Source organism: Methylococcus capsulatus str. Texas = ATCC 19069 (genome assembly GCF_000424685.1).
GTDB classification, from domain to species: Bacteria; Pseudomonadota; Gammaproteobacteria; order Methylococcales; family Methylococcaceae; genus Methylococcus; species Methylococcus capsulatus.
Map to the genome: position 1 here is coordinate 252095 of NZ_AUKJ01000016.1, position 19844 is coordinate 271938.

General features: G+C 64.6%; 17 protein-coding genes. 12 read left to right on the forward strand and 5 right to left on the reverse strand.

Annotated elements, in window-relative coordinates; translation table 11 throughout:
• The gene (locus tag H156_RS0103345; protein WP_017366411.1) at positions 1-252 is read right to left on the reverse strand and encodes an accessory factor UbiK family protein; all 252 of its coding nucleotides are present in this window, start codon (positions 250-252) and stop codon (positions 1-3) included.
• Positions 253-512: 260 nt separating this feature from the next.
• On the opposite strand from H156_RS0103345, the gene glnK reads away from it, so the two are divergent.
• Both glnK and H156_RS0103355 read left to right on the forward strand, forming a co-directional pair.
• The gene (glnK, locus tag H156_RS0103350; protein WP_010961376.1) at positions 513-851 is read left to right on the forward strand and encodes a P-II family nitrogen regulator; all 339 of its coding nucleotides are present in this window, start codon (positions 513-515) and stop codon (positions 849-851) included.
• Between the two features lie 30 nt (positions 852-881).
• Positions 882-2324 carry an ammonium transporter gene (locus tag H156_RS0103355; RefSeq protein WP_017366410.1) on the forward strand — a complete coding sequence of 481 codons (1443 nt, stop codon included), beginning with the start codon at positions 882-884 and terminating at the stop codon, positions 2322-2324.
• Between the two features lie 344 nt (positions 2325-2668).
• Here H156_RS0103355 and trxC read toward each other — a convergent pair whose 3' ends face one another.
• The gene (gene trxC / locus H156_RS0103360; RefSeq protein WP_017366409.1) at positions 2669-3088 is read right to left on the reverse strand and encodes a thioredoxin TrxC; all 420 of its coding nucleotides are present in this window, start codon (positions 3086-3088) and stop codon (positions 2669-2671) included.
• A gap of 2 nt (positions 3089-3090) precedes the next feature.
• Positions 3091-3309, reverse strand: a complete 219-nt coding sequence (locus H156_RS0103365) for a YgaP family membrane protein (RefSeq protein WP_026046091.1) — start codon at positions 3307-3309, stop codon at positions 3091-3093.
• Between the two features lie 166 nt (positions 3310-3475).
• On the opposite strand from H156_RS0103365, the gene grxC reads away from it, so the two are divergent.
• The 7 genes from grxC (at position 3476) to asnB (ending at position 13357) form a co-directional block, all read left to right on the forward strand.
• Positions 3476-3724 (forward strand): glutaredoxin 3, encoded by a 249-nt coding sequence (gene grxC, locus H156_RS0103370; protein WP_425607732.1) that lies wholly within the window; start codon positions 3476-3478, stop codon positions 3722-3724.
• Between the two features lie 47 nt (positions 3725-3771).
• Positions 3772-4854: an efflux RND transporter periplasmic adaptor subunit gene (locus H156_RS0103375; protein ID WP_017366406.1), complete on the forward strand. Its 1083-nt coding sequence runs from the start codon at positions 3772-3774 to the stop codon at positions 4852-4854.
• A complete protein-coding gene (locus tag H156_RS0103380; RefSeq protein WP_017366405.1) occupies positions 4851-7925 on the forward strand; it encodes an efflux RND transporter permease subunit in 3075 nt (1024 codons plus the stop codon). Before H156_RS0103375 ends, H156_RS0103380 begins: the two co-directional genes overlap by 4 nt.
• Positions 7926-8103: 178 nt before the next feature.
• Positions 8104-8694: a hypothetical protein gene (locus H156_RS0103385; RefSeq protein WP_010961369.1), complete on the forward strand. Its 591-nt coding sequence runs from the start codon at positions 8104-8106 to the stop codon at positions 8692-8694.
• A 93-nt stretch (positions 8695-8787) separates the two neighbouring features.
• Positions 8788-10512, forward strand: coding sequence for a multicopper oxidase domain-containing protein (locus H156_RS0103390; protein WP_036246021.1), 1725 nt, complete (start codon positions 8788-8790; stop codon positions 10510-10512).
• 4 nt (positions 10513-10516) lie between these two features.
• Positions 10517-11443 (forward strand): cupredoxin domain-containing protein, encoded by a 927-nt coding sequence (locus H156_RS0103395; RefSeq protein WP_017366403.1) that lies wholly within the window; start codon positions 10517-10519, stop codon positions 11441-11443.
• Between the two features lie 96 nt (positions 11444-11539).
• Positions 11540-13357, forward strand: coding sequence for an asparagine synthase (glutamine-hydrolyzing) (asnB, locus tag H156_RS0103400; protein ID WP_026046089.1), 1818 nt, complete (start codon positions 11540-11542; stop codon positions 13355-13357).
• Here the strand turns inward: asnB and H156_RS0103405 are convergent.
• Positions 13350-14450, reverse strand: coding sequence for a glycosyltransferase (locus H156_RS0103405; RefSeq protein WP_017366401.1), 1101 nt, complete (start codon positions 14448-14450; stop codon positions 13350-13352). The genes asnB and H156_RS0103405 overlap by 8 nt on opposite strands.
• A 218-nt stretch (positions 14451-14668) precedes the next feature.
• Here H156_RS0103405 and H156_RS0103415 point away from each other — a divergent pair, with 218 nt between their 5' ends.
• Together H156_RS0103415 and H156_RS0103420 are read left to right on the forward strand one after the other, a co-directional pair.
• Positions 14669-15850: a DegT/DnrJ/EryC1/StrS family aminotransferase gene (locus H156_RS0103415; RefSeq protein ID WP_010961364.1), complete on the forward strand. Its 1182-nt coding sequence runs from the start codon at positions 14669-14671 to the stop codon at positions 15848-15850.
• Positions 15851-15875: 25 nt separating this feature from the next.
• On the forward strand, positions 15876-17051 hold the full coding sequence (locus H156_RS0103420) for a glycosyltransferase (protein WP_017366399.1): 1176 nt from the start codon (positions 15876-15878) through the stop codon (positions 17049-17051).
• Positions 17052-17299: 248 nt separating this feature from the next.
• Here H156_RS0103420 and ppx read toward each other — a convergent pair whose 3' ends face one another.
• Positions 17300-18853, reverse strand: coding sequence for an exopolyphosphatase (gene ppx / locus H156_RS0103425; protein ID WP_017366398.1), 1554 nt, complete (start codon positions 18851-18853; stop codon positions 17300-17302).
• Positions 18854-18917: 64 nt separating this feature from the next.
• On the opposite strand from ppx, the gene H156_RS0103430 reads away from it, so the two are divergent.
• Complete coding sequence (locus tag H156_RS0103430) at positions 18918-19844, forward strand: ABC transporter ATP-binding protein (RefSeq protein WP_010961361.1); 927 nt, start codon at positions 18918-18920, stop codon at positions 19842-19844.

Consider the following 19844-nt stretch of genomic DNA (forward strand, 5'->3'; position numbering starts at 1 on the left):
TCAGGCGGGAGGCAGTCGTTTTTCCAGTTCGGAGAGGCGGGCTTCGAGTTCCACCAGGCGGGTGCGGGCCCGTTCCAGCACCGCGCGCTGCACATCGAACTCTTCCCGGCTCACCAGGTTGAGGCGGCTGAGCGTGCCCTGCAGCACGGCGTTGAAATTTTTTTCCAGCTCGTCGCGGACGCCGAGCAGCCCGGTGGGCACGGCGTCGGCGAGGCGTCTGGAAAGTTCGTCGAGAGTGGTCTTGTCGATCATGGCGGTCCGCCTGGAGGTTCGGAATGGGTAAGTGCCGGATGTGCGCCGGCGCGCCTTAAATTGGTGCGTAATGTTGCGGTCGTTTGACAACAAAGGTGCAATTTGTTTGGGGCCAGGGTTTGTTTGGCTCTTGGCTGCTCTTTTATCTCCCGTGGCATGGCTCATGCTTTTCATCCAGTGGAGCCATCGGATCGCGCCTGATTCGCCGTGCTAAGGAGACGTGAGGCCGACCGCGTAATACTTCAACCAAGGAGACCTGCATGAAATTCGTTACCGCAATACTCAAGCCTTTCAAGCTTGACGACGTCAGGGAAGCCCTGTCCGAGGTCGGCATCACCGGCATCACGGTCACTGAAGTCAAGGGGTTCGGGAGACAGAAAGGGCATACCGAATTATACCGTGGCGCAGAGTACGTCGTGGATTTTCTGCCCAAGGTGAAGCTCGAGGTGGCGATCACCGACGACCAGCTCGAGGCGGTGATCGATGCGATCACCAAGACGGCCAATACCGGCAAGATCGGCGATGGCAAGATTTTCGTGGCCGATCTCGAACAAGTCGTCCGGATTCGCACCGGCGAGACCGGTCCGGATGCCCTGTGACAACGACAACGGACGATGGAGACCCTTCATATGAAAAACATTCCGACTTTACTGGTGACTCTGGCGTGCCTCGGTTTCGGTGCCGCCGCGCAGGCCGAAGGCGCCACCGAGATCGTCGAGACCGTGGTCGAGACGGTGCAGCAGGCCGCTACCCCTGCCGTTCCGACCCCGGACAAGGGTGATACGGCCTGGATGATCGTCGCCACGGTGCTGGTGACCCTGATGGTCATTCCGGGGCTGGCGTTGTTCTACGGCGGCATGGTCCGCGCCAAGAACATGCTGTCTGTGCTGATGCAGGTCTTCGTGATCTTTTCGCTGATGGCCGTACTCTGGGCCGTCTACGGTTACAGCATCGCGTTTACCGAAGGGGGCGTCTTCTTCGGCAGTCTGGACAAGGCCTTCCTCGCCGGCGTGACGCCCGATTCGACTGCCGCCACCTTCAGCAAGGGTGTGGTGATCCCCGAACTGATCTACGTCGCGTTCCAGTTGACCTTCGCCTGCATCACGCCGGCCCTGATCGTCGGTGCCTTTGCCGAGCGCATGAAGTTCAGCGCGGTGCTGCTGTTCATGGTGTTGTGGTTCACCTTCTCCTATCTGCCGATCGCCCACATGGTGTGGTACTGGGCCGGCCCCGACGCCTATACCGATGCCGCGGCGGGCGAAAAGGCGACCGCTACCGCCGGCTTCCTGTTTCAAAAGGGTGCGCTGGATTTCGCCGGCGGCACCGTGGTTCACATCAATGCGGGCATCGCCGGCCTGGTCGGCTGTCTGCTGGTGGGTAAACGCATCGGCTACAAGAAGGAGTCGATGGCGCCGCACAGCGTTCCTATGACCATGATCGGCGCCTCGCTCCTTTGGGTCGGTTGGTTTGGCTTCAACGCCGGTTCCAACCTGGAGGCCACCGGCACCGCAGCTTTGGCCTTCGTCAACACCATGCTGGCCACCGCTGCCGCGACGCTGGCGTGGTCGGCCGTCGAATGGATCGCGCGCGGCAAGCCCAGCATGCTGGGCGGTGCTTCGGGTGCGGTCGCCGGCCTGGTGGCCATCACGCCGGCCTGCGGTTTCATCGGTCCGATGGGTTCGATCGTGCTGGGTTTGGCGGCCGGCGCGGTGTGCTTCTGGTCCGTGACTACCCTCAAGAATGCGCTGGGCTATGACGACTCGCTCGACGTGTTCGGTGTCCACGGCGTGGGCGGTATCATCGGCGCGCTGGGCACCGGCATCTTCGCCTCTCCCGCCCTCGGCGGTGCCGGGGTCTACGACTATGTGGCCAACGCCGTCGCCGAATACGACATGGTGAGCCAGGTCATCAGCCAGTGCTGGGGTGTGGGCGTCACCATCGTCTGGAGCGGCGTGGTCTCCCTGATCGCCTACAAGATCGTCGATCTGCTCGTCGGCCTTCGGGTTTCCGAGGAGACCGAGCGTGAGGGATTGGACATCCGTGAGCACGGCGAAACCGCCTATCACCCCTGACGCCGGGTTTCTTTCCCTGGTTCCCTGGCAGGGTATTGGAAGATGCCCTGCCAGGGGCATGAGCTGGAGGTTCGGGCCGGTTCCTCGGCGTCGATCACGGCCCCGTCTCCAATCTCATCTGCCGGAGGTCATCTCCGCGCGGATGGCCAGGCTTTCTGTCGTCCGGTTTTCCGCCGAAGAACTTTATCCAATGCGTTCGCTTGCGGCCCGCGCGAGGTTCGGCGATCGCATTCGCCTAGTCCTTGGCCTGGGCGGCCAGAAAACGATCGGGATCAAACGGACCGGGGTATCGATGCCATCGGGCAGGGGGCCCGGCAATTTGCCGGGTCGCTCTTTCCGCTGCATCAACCGCGTTGCAGCCAATCCATCAAGGGGCCGAAGCCGAGCGCTCCGCTGATTCGGCGCGTTTCCTGGCCGTGCCGGAACAGCACCAGGGTCGGGACGCTGCGGATGTTGAAACGCTGAGCCGTAGCAGGGGCCCGGTCGACGTCCAGCTTGGCGACCAGGATCCTGCCATTGAGGGCGTCCGCCGCCTGGGCCACGACCGGTGCGAGGGATCGGCAGGGTCCGCACCAGGTCGCCCAGAAATCCACCAGCACCGGCAGATCGGAGTGACGGGTGTAAGTATCGAAGCCGCCGTCGTCGAGTTCGACCGGATGGCCGCTCAACAGCGGCGTGGAGCAGCGGCCGCATTTGGGCTGCTCGCCGAGCCGGTCGGCAGGCACGCGGTTGCGGGTGAGGCAGGCCGGGCAGACCAGTTGCATGGCTATTCCGTGCCGCAGGCGCTTTTCACGCCCAGTTTCCGCAAGATGCTTTCCAGCGGACAGAAGCGGGTAAAGCCGCTCTGGAACAGGTTGGCACCGACGAAGGCGGTGAACCAGAGCCAGTTGGCGTTGACGAAGAGGGGGCTGGCTTCCACGCCGAGGGACAGGGAGAGCAGGATGAAAAAGCCGGCGACGATACGTACCCAGCGTTCAGTAGTCATGGTATTCACCCAGGTCATTCCAGTAAATTCTAATATTCTCACGAAACATGGATTTGTAAAGAGGGACCGCTGAACGATCGGGAGGCGTCTCCGGCCCGGGGCGCGTGTTAAACTCGGAAACTCTTCCCGCCATAGAGCCGATGCGACGATTATGCTCCCAGTCCGCATGTATAGCACAGCCATGTGTCCTTTCTGCTCGGCGGCCGAGCGGCTGTTGAAGTCCAAGGGGGTCGTGGAGATCGAAAAGATCCGGGTCGACCTGGATCCCGCCAGATTCCAGGAAATGATGACGATCACCCACCGCCGCACCGTGCCGCAGATTTTCATCGGCGACAGGCACGTGGGCGGGTTCGACGATCTGGCTGCGCTGGAGCGCACCGGCGAGCTGGGCGAGCTGCTGTCCGGCCCGGCCTGACATTTCCTTTCCGCTTCATTTGCCACCGGTTCGAGGGGCGTCCCTCCATGTCCAACAAAAGTTTCGGCGTTCTGGTCCTGGCCGCTTCGCTGGCTGCCATCGCCGGATGGTGGCGACATACCGCGACGCCGCCGGCAGCGGTGCCGCCCGCCGACGTGCGGGTGCCGCCGTCGGTCCCGGTGTTCGTGGCGCGGGTCTGGGCTGAGTCCGTCGACGATGCCATCGACGCCGTCGGTACCCTCTTGGCTGACGAGTCGGTCGTGATCCGCCCGGAGGTCCCGGGACGGGTCAAAGCGATCCGGTTCACCGAGGGTAAACCGGTCAGGGCGGGCGAGGTGCTGATCGAGCTCGAGCAGGACGAATACCGGGCGGCCTTGGCCCAGAGTCTGGCCCAGCAGGAGCTGGACCAGGCCAACTTCGCGCGCATGAAGGCGATGCGTGAGCGCGCCCATGTCAGTGCCCAGCAGTACGACGAGGCCGTGTCCAAGCTCAAGTATTCGAACGCCCTGGTGGAGCGGGACCGGGTGCTGCTGCAGAAGACCGTGCTGCGCGCGCCGTTCGACGGCATCGTCGGTATCCGGCAGGTCAGCGTCGGGGAATACCTTGACAAGGGCAAGGCGCTGGTCAACCTGGAGGCCCTGGACCCGGTCAAGCTGGATTTCAAGGTGCCGGAGAAGTATGCCGGTACCGTGACGAGGGGGCTCGCCCTGACTGCCGAGGTGGCGGCTTATCCCGGGCGGGTTTTTTCCGGCCAGGTCTACGCCGTGGACCCGCGTCTCGAGGAGGAAAGCCGCGCCCTGAGGGTGAGGGCGCGGCTGCCGAACCCCGATCGGGCACTGCGTCCGGGTATGTTCGCGCGTATCCATCTGGCACTGGGCGCGGCGCGCAGGGCGCTTTTCGTGCCGGAGTCCGCCCTGGTGGTGAAGGGCAGCTCCGCGTCGGTGTTCCGGGTGGTAGCCGGCAAGGCGGTCGCGACTCCGGTGGCGATTGGCGCGCGCTACAAGGGCAAGGTCGAAATCGTGCAGGGGCTCGCCGAGGGTGACAGCGTCGTGACCGAAGGCCAGGTCAAGCTTCGCGACGGGGCCCCGGTCGCGGTTCTCGAAGCGAAGGAAAATCCGCCCGCCCCATGACACTGAGCGACATTTCCATCCGCCGGCCGGTGCTGGCGACGGTGATGAGCCTCGCTTTGGTGCTGGTCGGGCTGATGTGTTTCCAGCGCCTGCCGGTGCGGGAGTATCCCAACATCGATGCACCCGTAGTCTCGGTCCGCAGCGTCTACAAGGGCGCCAGTTCGGAGGTGATCGAGAGCCAGGTGACGCGGCCGCTGGAGGACTCGCTGTCCGGCATCGAAGGCATCCGGACCATGAAGTCGGTCAGCCGCGAAGAAGTCAGCCAGATCACCCTCGAGTTCAACGTCAGCCGCGACCAGGATTCGGCGGCGGCCGATGTGCGCGACCGGGTGTCGCGGGTCAGGGCCCGGCTGCCGCGCGAGATGGACGAACCCGTCATCAGCAAGATCGAAGCCGACGCCCAGCCCATCCTGTGGCTTGCTTTTTCCAGCGATCGCCACAGTCCCCTGGAAATCACCGATTTCGCCGATCGTTACGTGCAGGACCGGCTGCAGACTCTGCCGGGCGTCGCCAGTGTGATCATCGGCGGTGAACGCCGCTATGCGATGCGGCTGTGGCTCAACCGCGAGCGGATGGCTGCCCACGGGGTGACGGTGCAGGATGTCGAGGCTGCGCTGCAGAAGCGCAACGTCGAACTGCCAGGCGGACGCATCGAAAGTGCACAGCGCGAGTTCACCGTATTCAGCGAGACCGACCTGAAAACGGTCGAAGAATTCAACGCTCTGATCGTGCGGGAGGTGAACGGTTTTCTGGTGCGGCTGTCGGACATCGGTCGGGCCGAGCTGGGGGCGGCGGATGAGCGCAACATCGTGCGGGTGAACGGCAATCCGGCGGTGGCGCTGGGGGTGGTCAAGCAGGCCACGGCCAACACCCTGGAGGTGGCCCGGTCGGTGCGGGCGGAGCTGCCGAAAATCCTGCAAACCCTGCCGGACGGGATGAAGCTGGAAGTGTCCTTCGACACCTCCCAGTTCATCGACGAGTCCATCCATTCCGTCTACAAGACCCTGGCCGAGTCCCTGGGGTTGGTCACGCTGGTTACCTGGTCGTTTCTGCGTTCGGCGCGCGCTACCCTCATCCCGTTCGTGACCATCCCGGTCTCTCTGATCGGCGCCTTCATCTTCATTTATGCACTGGGGTTTTCGGTCAACATTCTGACCCTGCTGGCGTTGGTGCTCGCCATCGGCCTGGTGGTGGATGACGCCATCGTGATGATGGAGAACATCTACCGGCGCATCGAAGGCGGTGCACCCCCTTTGAGGGCGGCGGTCGAGGGCAGCCGGGAAATCGCCTTCGCGGTGGTTGCCATGACGTTGACGCTGGCTTCGGTATTCGCGCCGCTGGCGTTCATGAGCGGCAATACCGGCCGGCTGTTCTCTGAATTCGCTCTGGCGGTGTCCTGCGCAGTGTTGGTCTCCGGTTTCGTGGCGCTGACGCTGACCCCGATGATGTGCTCACGCCTGTTGAAGCCGGGCGCTACCGTCAGGACGGGGCGGGCCGAAGGCGGCCAGGCCTCCGGTTTCACGGCGCTCTACCGAAAGGGGCTCAAGGCCGCCTTGCGGCACCGGTGGGCCGTGATCGGGGTGATGCTGGGTATAGCCGTCGGCGCGGTAGGGCTGTTCCGTGCGCTCAACGCGGAACTGTCGCCGCTGGAGGACCGCGGCAACATCATCATCATGATCGCGGCCCCCGAAGGTGCGACCGTGGAGTACACCGACCGTTATGCCCGCGAAGTCGAGGCGATGGTCCAGCCGATCCCGGAAGTCCGGAGTTATTTCATGGTGGTGGCGCCGGGGTTGGACCGGCCCAACCCGGTGAATTCCGCGATCGGTTTCGTGCGCTTGAAGCCATGGCAGCAGCGCCACCGCTCGCAGCAGGAGATCGCGGCGACCTTGTTGCCGAAGCTGATGGCCTTGCCGGGGGTGATGGCTTTCGCCATCAATCCTCCTTCCCTGGGGCAGAGCTTCCGCAGCCCGCCCGTGCAGTTCGTGATCCAGGGGCCGACCTACGAAAAGCTCGATGGTGTGGCGGCGCAATTGGTCGACCGGGCCCGGCAGTACGCCGGCTTGGTCAACGCCGATACCGACCTCAAACTCGATAAGCCGCAGATCAGTGTGCAGGTGAACCGGGAAAAGGCCGCTGACGTCGGGGTCGACGTCGACGAGATCGGCCGGACGCTGCAGACGCTGCTGGGCGGGCGTCAGGTGACGCGTTTCAAGAAGGGCGGTGAACAGTACGACGTGATCGTCGAACTGGAGGATGCCGAGCGGATGACCGTGAACGACGTGGGCTCGATCTACCTGCGCGGTGCCGGCGGCCGGCTGGTCCAGCTCGCCAATCTGGTCGAGACCCGGGAAAAAGGCGCGGCCAAGGAACTCAACCATTTCAACCGGCTGCGTTCGGCGGTGCTGTCCGCCAGCGTCACTCCCGGCTTCACATTGGGTGAGGCCCTGTCCTACCTCGGTGCAGCGGCGAAGGAGATTCTGCCGGCCGATTTCAAGACCGATCTCGATGGCCAGTCGCGCGAGTTCGTCGAATCCAGTCGCACGCTCTACCTCACCTTCGTGTTCGCGCTGCTGTTCATTTATCTGGTGCTCGCGGCGCAGTTCGAGAGCTTCTCCGATCCGTTCATCATCATGCTCACTGTGCCACTGGCCGTGACCGGTGCGCTGCTTTCACTGAAATGGACCGGTGGCACCCTCAATGTCTATAGCCAGATCGGCATGATCATGCTGATCGGCCTGGTGACCAAGAACGGCATTCTGATCGTGGAGTTTGCCAACCAGCTCCAACGGGCGGGGCGCGGTCTCGTGGAGGCTGTGGTCGAAGCCTCCGTGCTGCGCTTCCGGCCGATCCTGATGACCTCGCTGACCATGATTCTGGGTGCCCTGCCGCTGGCCTTGTCGTCGGGCGCCGGGGCCGAGAGCCGGCAGCAGATCGGCTGGGTCATCGTCGGTGGACTGCTCATCGGGACCGTATTCACGGTGTTCGTCATTCCGGCCGTATATACCCTGCTGGCCAGGCCTCCGAAGACGCTGGACGAAGGGAACGAAAGGGCGGCCGGCGTGGTCTAGAGTGATACCGCGCCTCCCCCGGGCGGCCTTTAATTCAAGGGTTGTCTATGTTAGTCTGCCCGCGCGCAATGCCATGCCGCTGCTTCCGTCACGGATGCGGTGCGCTCGCGGGGCTTAACGAGTGCGGGCTCCGGCAATTATTAGAATAAATCACTACATTCAGTGAGGGACGTCTCCAATGATAAGAACGAAATTTCTTAAGTGCGGCCTGCTGGCTGCGATTCTGGGTCTTGGCGCCCTGATTCCTGCGACCCTGTGGGCACATGGGGGTGGTTCCGGCGTCGACGTCGACTCCTGCCGCATCCCGGTGGGCGGTTTCTGGGTCCATTTCACCGCTTATCAGCCGCAGCTCACCGGCACCACCGAATACTGCGACAAGATTCCGGAAACCGGATCGACCACCCTGGTCTTCGACTATGAAGGCAAGGCGCTCCGCAACATGACCGTCGAGTTCGAAATCACCAAGGAGCCCGAGGGCAGCCGCGTGTTCTACCAGGCGCCTGCCGCGTATCCCACGGGCACCGTGAACGCCACCATCAACTTCACCGAGCCCTCCGACTACCTGGCGCACGTGACGCTGGTGAACGAAGGCCAGAAGATCGATGCGCACATTCCTTTCAAGGTCGGCGTCAATCAGACCAGTGTTTCCGGCTCCACCTGGATCATCATCCTGGTGATCGTCATCGCGCTCGGTTACATCCTCTATCTCTCGAATGCAGGCTTCAAGAAAGTCGTGGATTCGCTGCTGCTGATCAAGAAGAAAACCTGAAGGTACGCCGGCCCATCGCCCGCCTGGCCGGGTGATGGGCGCTTCCGGCGTGTTTTCGCATTTCTCAGTCACCGTGCCCTGGTTACCATGATCATGATCAAACGCTCTTTGTCGGCAGCGCTGGGGTCTGCCTTTCTGGCCTGGTCCGTAGGTGCGCCGGCCGTGACCGCCCTACCCGCAACCAAGAAGGTCGAGCTCGGTGAAGTCGAGCCGTTCTGCAACAGCGGAGCGCCGGCGGAGTGGCGCAAGGCCCAGGTGCTGGAAGGTGTGGAAATCCGGGAGTCCAGGTTGTGCAATCCAGACAGCCCCGCCGAAATCGCAGCGTTCGTGAAGGGCACGAACAACGTTTCCATGCAGACGCTGATGGATACCAACCTGGCCGCCGACGCCCTCATCCTGTCGAACGACATGGACAACGACGGCGACCCGGACCATTACATCATCAAGCTGGAAGTCATGGAGCTGAACGGCCATTCCCCGGACTTTGCTGGAGTCGTGCCGACCTACGACATCGCGCCGGGCATTCAGCCGGCATTCTGGGTGTTCGCGCCCAAGACCCGCGACATGTCCACCCGCAGTTTCGCCAGCGCCGAGGCCAATCCCATGCTCCGAATGCCGGCGCCGGTCATTCGTGTGGAACAGGGAGACGTCGTCTGGCTGGTGCTGGAAAACACCCATTACTTCCCGCATTCGATCCACCTGCATGGGGTGGATCATCCCTTCATGGATTTCAGCGGCGAGGGCAACGACGGCGTCGGACAGACCAGCGCAATGGACGTGATGCCGGGTCAGAGCAAGACCTATGTGATCAAGCCGCGCCAGGCCGGCACCATGTATTACCACTGCCATGTCCAGCCGCATACGCACATTCCGCTGGGGCTGGCGGGCATGTTCATCGTCGAGGAAAACCGGCCGAACAACTGGGTGCAGGTTTTCAACGTCGGTGCCGGTCAGGTCAGGCACCCCTCCAAGGCAGTGGCGGAAAAGTATGATGCCGAGTACGACCTGCATTATCAGTCGGTCGACAAGGAACTGCACAAGCTGCCGCAGTCGTTCAACGACCCCCGCCTGATCGCCCGCGCCATCAACCAGGACTACGACATCACCGACGCGACCGACGACTATTACCTCCTCAACGGCCGCGCCTTCCCGTATACCCTCCGGGAATCCCTGGTGGTGGTCGAACCCAACCAGAAGATAAAGCTACGGGTGCTCAACGGTCACACCGAGGTCATCTCGCTGCATACCCATGGCCACAAGGCGGTGGAAACGCATTATGACGGCGTCGAGCAGCGGCCCGAGGCACGTATCCGGCGTGACGTCTATACCCTTTCTCCGGCGCAGCGCCTGGATCTCGAGCTGGAAACCGTCGATGACGGCCTGCGCAGCTTCGGCCCCGGCCTGTGGATGTTCCATGACCACGTCGAAAGGGCGTTCACGACCGATGGCATGGGCGAGGGCGGCAGCATCAGTCTGATCGCCTACAAGCAATACCTCGACGAGAACGGCACGCCGCATGCCCACGGCATGAGTCTGGCCCAGTATTTCACCAAGAAATACTGGGAGCGGAAGATCTCGCCCTGGCAGGAAGTGTTCGACGCCAGCCTCGGCGATCCCGAGACTTTCGTCAAGGCGGAGGTCAAGCCGGCCGCCACCACCAAGCCCGCCGCATCCGGTGCCGAGCCGGTGGCGCCGGGCAACACCGGCCGCAACCTGTTGCTGGGACTCCTGTTGGGTATCGCCGGCTATTTCGCCTATCTCAACCGGGCGAAGCTGCTGGAAACCGCATCCGAGTGGATCGCCGCCGTACGGAAATAGAGACATGAATACCAAGTCGATCACGATCCGTTTGAGTTACCTTTGTTCGGCCGGGCTGCTCGCCGTCAGCGTTGCCGCCGTGGCCGCGGAGACGGCCGAAATCAGGGAGCATACCCGGCTCATGGACCATGGCGACGGTCACCTGATGGACATGGACGGCGGCATGGTCATGGGACAGAACAAGGACAAACTGCCCGGCGGCTGCAGCAGGATCTCCGAAGAGGCGGAAATCACCGTCCGCGCAGGCCACAAGTACGCGAAGGAGTTCCCGGGTACCATGTACGGGTTCAGCGAGCATGAGTGGCGCTTCAAACCCTGCACGCGGCTCACCGTGCATTTCATCAACGAGGACAACATCCGCCACCAGTGGATGATGCATGGCCTGCCCAAGTATCTGTATGACAAAGGCATGTTCCATCTGGAGGTCACAGGACCCGCGAAGATCAGCGGTACCCTGATCCTGCCCAAGGAGGACCGGACCTACCTGGTGCACTGCGACATCGCCCAGCACATGGAAAAGGGCATGAAGGGCGAACTGATCGTGGGCAAGGGCAGTGGCACCTTCCCGACCATTCCCGGCGTGACCGATGCCGCGATTCCCGACAATTACACCCCGGCTCCCGATGGCAAGGTTCAGCCTGCGGTGGCACCGCCGACTGCCGGTGTGGAGAAACCCGGCGAGTCCACAGTGAAGAAGTCGGACCAGACTGCGGCGGCGCCCTCCGGTTCCTGGTTCAGCGGCAGCCTGGTGCTGGGGATGGTGCTCGGCATATTCGGAACGCCGGTCGCCCTGCGGTTCGGGCGCGAGCGCCTGAGCGGCATGACGGGCGGGGACGTGCTCGCCATGGTCGGCGGCTTCCTCGGCCACATGATCGACATCACGCTCGGCCTCATCAGCCGGTTGATGCATTCGCGCGGCAAGAAGAAATAGCTGGCAGGATAAAGGGGGATTCCTTACCCTGCGAGGGGAAGGCGTCTTCGAGGAAGGCGCCTTTTTTCTTGCGAACCGTTTCGTCGATTACAGCACATGTGCGGAATAGCGGGGCTCGTCCTGAAAGGACGGAATGTCCAGGCAGACAGGCTCCACCCCATGATCGAGCGCCTGGCCCATCGGGGGCCGGACGGTCAGGGGGTATTCACCGAAGGCGGATTCGGCCTGGCCCACACCCGCCTGTCGATCATCGATCTCAGCGGCGGCCGCCAGCCCATTCTGGCCGACGACGGCCGGCTCGCCGTCGTCGCCAACGGCGAGATCTACAACCACGTCGAGCTCCGCGAGGCGCTGGAGCGGGAGGGGCGCCGTTTCGCCACGCATTCCGACAGCGAAACCATCCTGCATGCTTACGCGCTCGATCCGGAAGGATTCGCCGGGCGTCTCCACGGCATGTTCGCATTCGCGCTGTACGACGGCGTCCGCCGGCGGCTGGTGCTGGGACGCGACCGTTTGGGGATCAAGCCCTTGTTCTACGCCGCGCTGCCCGACCGGCTGGTGTTCGCGTCCGAGATGAAGGCGATCCTGCCGCTGCTGCCGAACGCGCCCACTATCGACGCCGGCGCCTTTTCCCAGTTCCTCCACACGCACTGCTCGACCGGCGAAGAGACCCTGTTTTCCGGCATCCGGCGCCTCGGGCCGGGTGAGATCCTCGAGGCAGACGCCGAGCTGAACCTCCGCAAGCGGCGGTACTGGACGCCGCTCGGCGTGAGGTCGCGGGCGCTGGACTTCGCGGAGGCTGAGGCCGAATTCGAGGGGATGTTCGAGCAGGTGATGAAGGAGCACGTCCGCTCCGACGTGCCCTATGGCCTGTTTCTGTCCGGGGGCAACGATTCGGCGATCCTGCTGGCCATGCTCAGCCGCTTGCAGGCACAGCCGGTCCGGACCTTTTCCATCGGTTACGTCGATGCGGCGATGAAGGACGAGCTGGGCGATGCCGAGCGGATCGCGCAGGTGTTCGGCAGCCGGCACACGTCGATCCGCCTGCGCCGCGAGGATCTGTTCCGGCGGATTCCCCACACGGTCTGGGCCGCCGACGACCTGATGCGGGATTACGCGAGCTTTCCGACTTCGGCGCTGTCCGAGGCGGCGGCGAAGGAACTCAAGGTGGTGTTCACCGGCGAAGGCGGCGACGAGGTCTTCGGCGGCTACCGGCGCTACCGTCAGCCGCGACTGGCGTGGCTGGCCAGAAATCTCCTGGCACCGGGGACGGGCGGTTTCCGCACCCGCAGCGAATGGTGGCGGAAGCGCTCACAGCGTCTGTTCGGGCCGGCGCTGGCGGCCGAGCGGAAGCATTTCCGTGCTCCGTACCTCAAGGCCTGGAGCGAGGCGCCCGCGGTATGGAGCCATCTGCAGCACTGCCAGTATACCGATCTGGTCACCGACCTGCCGGACAGTCTGCTGGTCAAGGTGGACCGGATGATGATGGGTTTCGGCCTGGAAGGGCGGGTGCCCTTCCTCGACCACCGGGTCGTCGAATTCGGCCTGGGCCTGCCCGATGCGCTCAAGACCGATGGCAAACGGCCCAAGGTGTTCCTGCGCCGCTGGGCCGAGCGCCATGTGCCGAAGGAGCATCTCTACACCAAGAAGCGCGGCTTCACCGTGCCGGTGCGGGAATGGCTGGGCGGCGAGCTGTTGGACCGGCTGGAAGGCAAGCTCTCGGGCAACGCGGCGGTGCGCGAATGGTTCGACACCCGTCATTTTCCCGCCCTGTTCCAGGCCCAGCGCAAGAAGGGGAATGCCAGCCGGGAGATCTTCTGCCTGATGCAGTTTGCGATCTGGCACCGGCTGTTTATCGATCGACCGGGACTCAAGCCGTCGCCCGACGAGGACCCGCTCGACTGGATCAGCTGAGCGGGCCACCTTTCTCCGCCAGCAGTTCCCGGTAGACTGCCAGGTTCCCTTCGACCATGCCATCGACCGAGAACTCACGGTCGATCAGCGCCCGGCCGCGCTGGCCCATGTCCCGCGCCAGGTCCCGATCGTCGAGCAGGCGGCGGATGGCGGCGGCCAGGGCCGCGGCATCGCCCGGTGGGACGAGCAGTCCATTGTCGCCGTCGCGCACGGCTTCGGGAATCCCACCGGCGCGCGAGGCCACGATGGGGACGCCGGCCGCGGCGGCCTGCAGCAGTGAGATTCCCAGTCCTTCGCGCAGGGCCGGATGCACCACCAGGTCCAGGCAGGGCAGGATGCGCGGCAGATCGTCCCGGAAGCCGGCGAAATGGACGCGGTCCGCCAAGCCGAGGTGGCGTACGGTTTCGATCAGGGAAGATTCCAGCGGGCCCTTGCCGAACAGGAGGACGTGCAGGCCCGGATAGCGCCCGGTCAGTTCGGGCAGGGCTTCGAGCAGAAAGCGATGGCCCTTGCGTTCGATGAGCTGGGCGATCACGCCGATCACCGTGCAGTCCTCGGGCAGGCCAAATTCGGTGCGGAACCCGGGGCGGTCGCCGGGCTGGAGGAAAGGGGCCGGATCGATGGCGCTGCGCACGACACGCAATTTCGCCGCCGGCAGACCTTCCGAGGCGAGTACCCGCGCGATGCCTTCGGAAATCGCGACCACCCGGTCATGCAGACGGTATTTCACGGCGACGGCCCAGCGCATCTCGGGGTTGTCCTGACGCCTGGAATGAACCACCGGCACGCCGGCCAGACGCGCGGCGATGCCGCCCATGACGTCCGCCCCGATCCGGCTGTGCAGGTGCGCGAGGTCCGGCCGGACCCGCCCGATGATCCGGTAAAGCCGGCCGATGAGGCGGAAATCGAGGTCGCCGGACATCGGAATGGCATGCACCTCGGCATGGGCGGCGGCCTCCCGGGCGAGTTCGCTGCCGGCCGGGCAGACCAGTACGTTGTCTATCCCGCGCTGCTCGAGCCCTTCCAGCAGGTACAGCACCTGGCGGGCGCCGCCGTAGAGGTTTCTGCCGCCTTCGACGTGCAGCACCTTCATCGGCGGTTCTCCCGTTGGGACAGGACGAAGGCCGTGGCGGCGGCTATAATCCCGCCGTTTCGGGCCAGGGAAACCGGGGGGATGCGATACGCGCAGGGCATGATCGGGTGGCTCTCCGAGAGGCCGTCGAAAGAACCCCGAAGTTTACACCAAGGCATGGGGGACCGGGCTTCGCGGCTCCGGGTCACGGCACCAATCCGCAGCAGATACCACATCACATGACCAAGCAGACCAGCCCGGCGCTCAGGGAAGATTTCCTGGTTTTCGGCGCGCCCGCCATTTCCCGCGCGGAGATCGACGAAGTCGTCGCCTGCCTCGAATCGGGGTGGATCGGGACGGGGCCGCGGGTGGCCCGGTTCGAGTCGGATTTCGCCCGCTACAAAGGCGTGCCGGAACAGCGCGTCGCCGCCGTGAATTCCTGCACCGCGGCCCTGCACCTGAGCCTCCTGGCGTTGGGCCTGGAGCCGGGGGACGAGGTCATCACCACGCCGCTGACGTTCTGTGCCACCGTCAACGCCATACTTCACGCCGGACTCAGGCCGGTGCTGGCGGACGTCGATCCGGCGACGCTGAATCTCGATCCGGCGGCGGTGGGGGCTGCCGTCGGCGAGCGGACGCGGGCGATCCTGCCGGTGCATTTCGCCGGCCATCCCTGCGACATGGCCGCCCTGGGCGAAATAGCCGCCCGCCACGGCCTGCGCGTGGTGGAGGACTGCGCCCACGCCATCGAAACCGAATTCCGCAGCCAGCCCGCCGGCACCTTCGGTGAGTTCGCCTGCTTCAGCTTCTACGTGACCAAGAATGTCGTCACCGGCGAAGGCGGCATGGTGATCGGCAAGGATGCCGACAGCATCGGCCGGGTCAAGACCCTGGCGTTGCACGGCATGAGTCGGGACGCCTGGAAGCGCTTCGGCGACGAGGGCTTCAAGCATTACCAGGTCGTCGAATGCGGATTCAAATACAACATGATGGATTTGCAGGCCGCGATCGGCATCCATCAGCTCGCCCGGGTGGAGGAGAGCTGGCGCCGCCGCCGCGAGATATGGGCGCGCTACCAGGAGGCCTTCGCCGACCTGCCGGTGACCCGGCCGGCCGAGGCGGCGCCGGATTGCCGCCACGCCTACCACCTGTACACACTGCTGATCGACGAGAAGGAAACCGGTGTGAGCCGTGATGCCTTCCTGGATGCGATGACGGCGCGCAGGGTCGGGGTCGGCGTCCACTACCTCAGCCTGCCGGAGCACCCGTATTACCGCGAGACGCTGGGCTGGCGGCCGGAGGACTTTCCCCACGCCCGACGCATCGGCCGCCAGACCGTGAGCCTGCCGCTGTCGCCCGCCTTGAGCGACAGCGACGTCGCCTACGTCATCGACGCCGTCCGCGCCATCGTACTGCGCTGATCGCCCATTTCTTACACTCGGAACCATGACAGACAAGCCGCTCAAGGTCCTCCATTACTCGCCGGTCTGGCTGCCGCTGACCGAAACCTGGCTGTACGGCCAGGTCAGCCACCTGCCGGCCGGGTTCGAAAACCACGTCGTATGCCGCAGCGTCAGGAACCTGCACCAGTTCGAGGTGCCCAACATCCATTGCCTCAAACGGGAAAGCCCGGTCGGCTATCTGCTGCACCGTGCCCTGTTCCTGGCGGGGTTCCGGGAAGGATTCAGCTTTTTCGACCAGACCGCCGCCCGCATCCGGCCCAACCTCGTCCACTCCCATTTCGGCAACAACGGCTGGACCGTGCACAAGGCCGTGCGGCGTCTGGGTGTGCCCCATGTCGTGACTTTCTACGGCCAGGACGTGTCGCGGATGCCGGCGGTCAATCCGGCTTGGCGCGAGCGCTACCGGGAGATGTTCGCCGAGGAGGGGACGTTCTATCTGTGCGAGGGCCATGCCATGGCCAAAGCCCTGGCCGGCCTTGGCTGCCCCCCGGAGCGCATCCGGGTACAGCATCTCGGGGTACCGGTGGAGACGATCCGCTACCGGCCCAGGGCCTGGACGCCGGGCGCACCGTTGAAAGTGCTGATTGCCGCGAGCTTCCACGAGCGCAAAGGCATTCCCTATGCCTTGGAAGCGCTGGCCCGGCTGAAGCGCGAGCTGCCGGTGGAAATCACGGTGATCGGCGATGCTGGCGCGTCGGAGGAAAGCCGGGAGGAAAAGCGGAAGATCCTGGCGGTGATCGAGCGGACGAATCTTGGACCGGTGACGCGCATGCTGGGGTTTCAGCCACATGAGGTGTTCTGGCGCGAAGCCTACGCCAGCCACATATTCCTCTCCCCCAGCATCACCGGCCACGACGGGGATACCGAAGGCGGCGCCCCGGTCGCCATCATCGAACTGGCGGCCAGCGGGATGCCCATCGTCAGCAGCCGGCATTGCGACATCCCCGAGATCGTGCTGGACGGCGAGACCGGCTGGTTGGCCGACGAGCGCGACGTGGACGGCCTGCTGGACTGCCTGCGCCAGTGCCTCGCCGCGGCGCCCGAATGGGAAAGCATCCTCGCGGCGGGAAGGCGGCGCATCGAATCGGAATACGATGCGGCGACACAGGGGCAGCGTCTGGCCGGCATCTATCGGCAGCTGGTGGGTGCGGGACACTGAGTCGCGGGGGATGTGACATCGGGGGGACGCAGGAGCTCGTCACCCATCGTCAAGAGAGATTCGGGATGCTCGGCATCATTCTTCGAGCCCGAGGACAAACCTTGATACCGGCTGCACGTCCCGTCATCGGTCGACGGCTCGCGGCGGGTCCGCGTCCGGACCGCAATCGGATCGAGCAGGCACCGAAACGTGTCGGCGAATGAAACCCGTGCTGGAACTCCGGGATTTTCCCGCCTGCGGACACGAATTCAGGTGAAAGTCAGCACCAGGTCCGCTCCCCGCAGGTATTCGGCTTCCTGTTCCAGATCGGCGCTGGTAAGGGGGTGATCGTTGATCCAGCCTTCGGGAAAGCGCAAGGCGATCGTATTGCCATGGCGCTCCAGTGTCGTGGGTGGCGGGACGTTGTGGCGGCTGCGGTTGAGGACGACGGCGAGCCGCAGTATGACCGCGAGGATTTTGCCGGCCTCGTTCCAGGGGGCGGGCAATTCGCGGAACGACTTGGGCTGGAACTTCCGGCGGTGGGCGCGGATCAGCGCAGCGAGGATGTTCTGCTCGTGGCGTGAGAATCCCGCCAGATCGGCGTTGGCGGCGATGTAGGCGCCGTGTTTCTGGTACTGGCTGTGGGCTATGTCGAGGCCGATCTCGTGGAGTTCGGCCGCCCAGTCCAGCCAGAGGCGGGCGACGTCGCGGTCGATGGCGCTGGTCCAAGGCCATTGTTCGAACAGATGGCGGGCGGTGTCGCGCACCCGTCCGGCATGGACGGCATCGACGTGGTAGCGCGCCGCCAGGGCCGAGACGCTGCGGCTGCGGACATCGTCGTCGAACAGACGGCCCAGCAGATCATACAGCAGACCTTCGCGCAGGGCGCCGTCCGCGACCTTCATGAGGGGGATGCGCAGCACGTTGAAGGCGGCATGGACGATCGCCACTCCCCCGACGATGATGGGCCGGCGCTCGAGGCTGAGTTCTGGCAGCGCCAGACGGTCGACGTGTCCGGCCGTAAGCATTGCATCCGCCAGCCGGTTCAGCCCTTCCGGGGTGATGCCGTCCCGGCTCCATCCTGCAGCCTGGATGATGCGCTGGACTACGCGCAAGGTGCCGGACGAGCCCACCGCTTCGTCCCAGTGGTCGCGGTTGAAGGCGTGTTCGATCGGTTCGAGTTCCTGCTCGGCGTGGAGGACGGCGCGCCGGAAGCGTTTGGATGTGATCTTGCCGTCACCGAAATGGGTGGAGCTCAGGGACACGCAGCCCAGGCGCAGGCTCTCCTTGTCGCGCGGAGTGTTGTCCACGCCGATGATGAATTCGGTGCTGCCGCCGCCGATATCCATGACCAACCGGCGCCGGCCATTGGCGGCCAGGCTCTGTGCGACGCCCAGATAGGTCAGACGGGCCTCCTCGATGCCGGAAATGACCTCGATGGGATGGCCCAGCGCCTGTTCCGCCATGATCAGGAAGGACTGGGCGTTGCGGGCGGCCCGGAGGGTATTGGTGCCCACGGCGCGGACGGTGCCAGGCGGCATGTCACGCACCCGCTGGCCGAAGCGTTCCAGGCATTCCAGCGCTCGCAACTGGACTTCCGGCGTCAGATTGCGCGCCGATGTGAGCCCAGCGGCCAGCCGCACCATTTCGCGCAGGCGGTCGACCACGATCAGTTCACCACCGCGAAGGCTGGCGACGATCATGTGGAAGCTGTTGGAACCGAGGTCGATCGCGGCGACGAGTTCCGGCGGGGGGCGGCTGCCTTTGGGCCTGCGGTCGCTGCTGGTGGCCGGGGACGCGGCGGCGGGAGGGTTCTGATACAATGGGCGGTCTCGGCTGTGGGGGAACGGACGTCTCCATTGTAATCAATCGAGCCGCCAAATTTCCGTGACGCCGGCCCTTTCCATCCGCGATCTCCGCAAGACCTACCGCAACGGCCACGAGGCTCTCAAAGGCATCGACCTCGATGTGGCGGCGGGGGATTTCTTCGCCCTGCTGGGGCCGAACGGCGCCGGCAAGTCCACCACCATCGGCATCCTGAGCTCCCTGGTGACCAAGGGTTCGGGCACGGTGCGCATCTTCGGCCATGATCTCGACCGCGAGCGGGAGGCCGCCAAGCGCTGCCTGGGCCTGGTGCCGCAGGAGGTCAATTTCAACCAGTTCGAGAAAGTCATCGACGTCGTGATCAACCAGGCGGGCTACTACGGCATTCCCCGTCGCGAGGCTCGCCGCCGCGCCGAGGAGTGCCTCACCCAGCTGGGGCTCTGGGACAAGCGCAACACCGTTTCCCGGCAGTTGTCCGGTGGCATGAAGCGGCGCCTGATGATCGCCCGGGCGCTGGTGCATCGGCCGCGGCTGCTGATCCTCGACGAGCCGACCGCCGGCGTGGACATCGAGATACGCCGCTCCATGTGGGCGCTGCTGCGCCGCATCAACCGGGAAGGCACGACCATCATCCTGACCACCCACTACCTGGAAGAAGCCGAAAACCTCTGCCGCCATATCGCCATCATCAATCACGGCCGGATCGTGGAGCACAGCGACATGGCCAGCCTGCTGGCCAAGCTCGAGGCGAACGCCTTCATCCTGGAACTGCGTCGCCCCGTGTCGGCGCTGCCCGAGGTTCCCGGCTATCGGCTGGAGCTGCGGGGAGATCGCAGCGTCCTGGCCACGGTGCCGACGGAGCTCGGGGTGCATGGCCTGTTCGACGCCCTCGGTCAGGCCGGCATCGAGGTGGCGAGCCTGCGCAATGCGGCGAACCGGTTGGAACAGCTTTTCGTGGACATGCTTGAGTCTTCCGAAGACGACATCTGA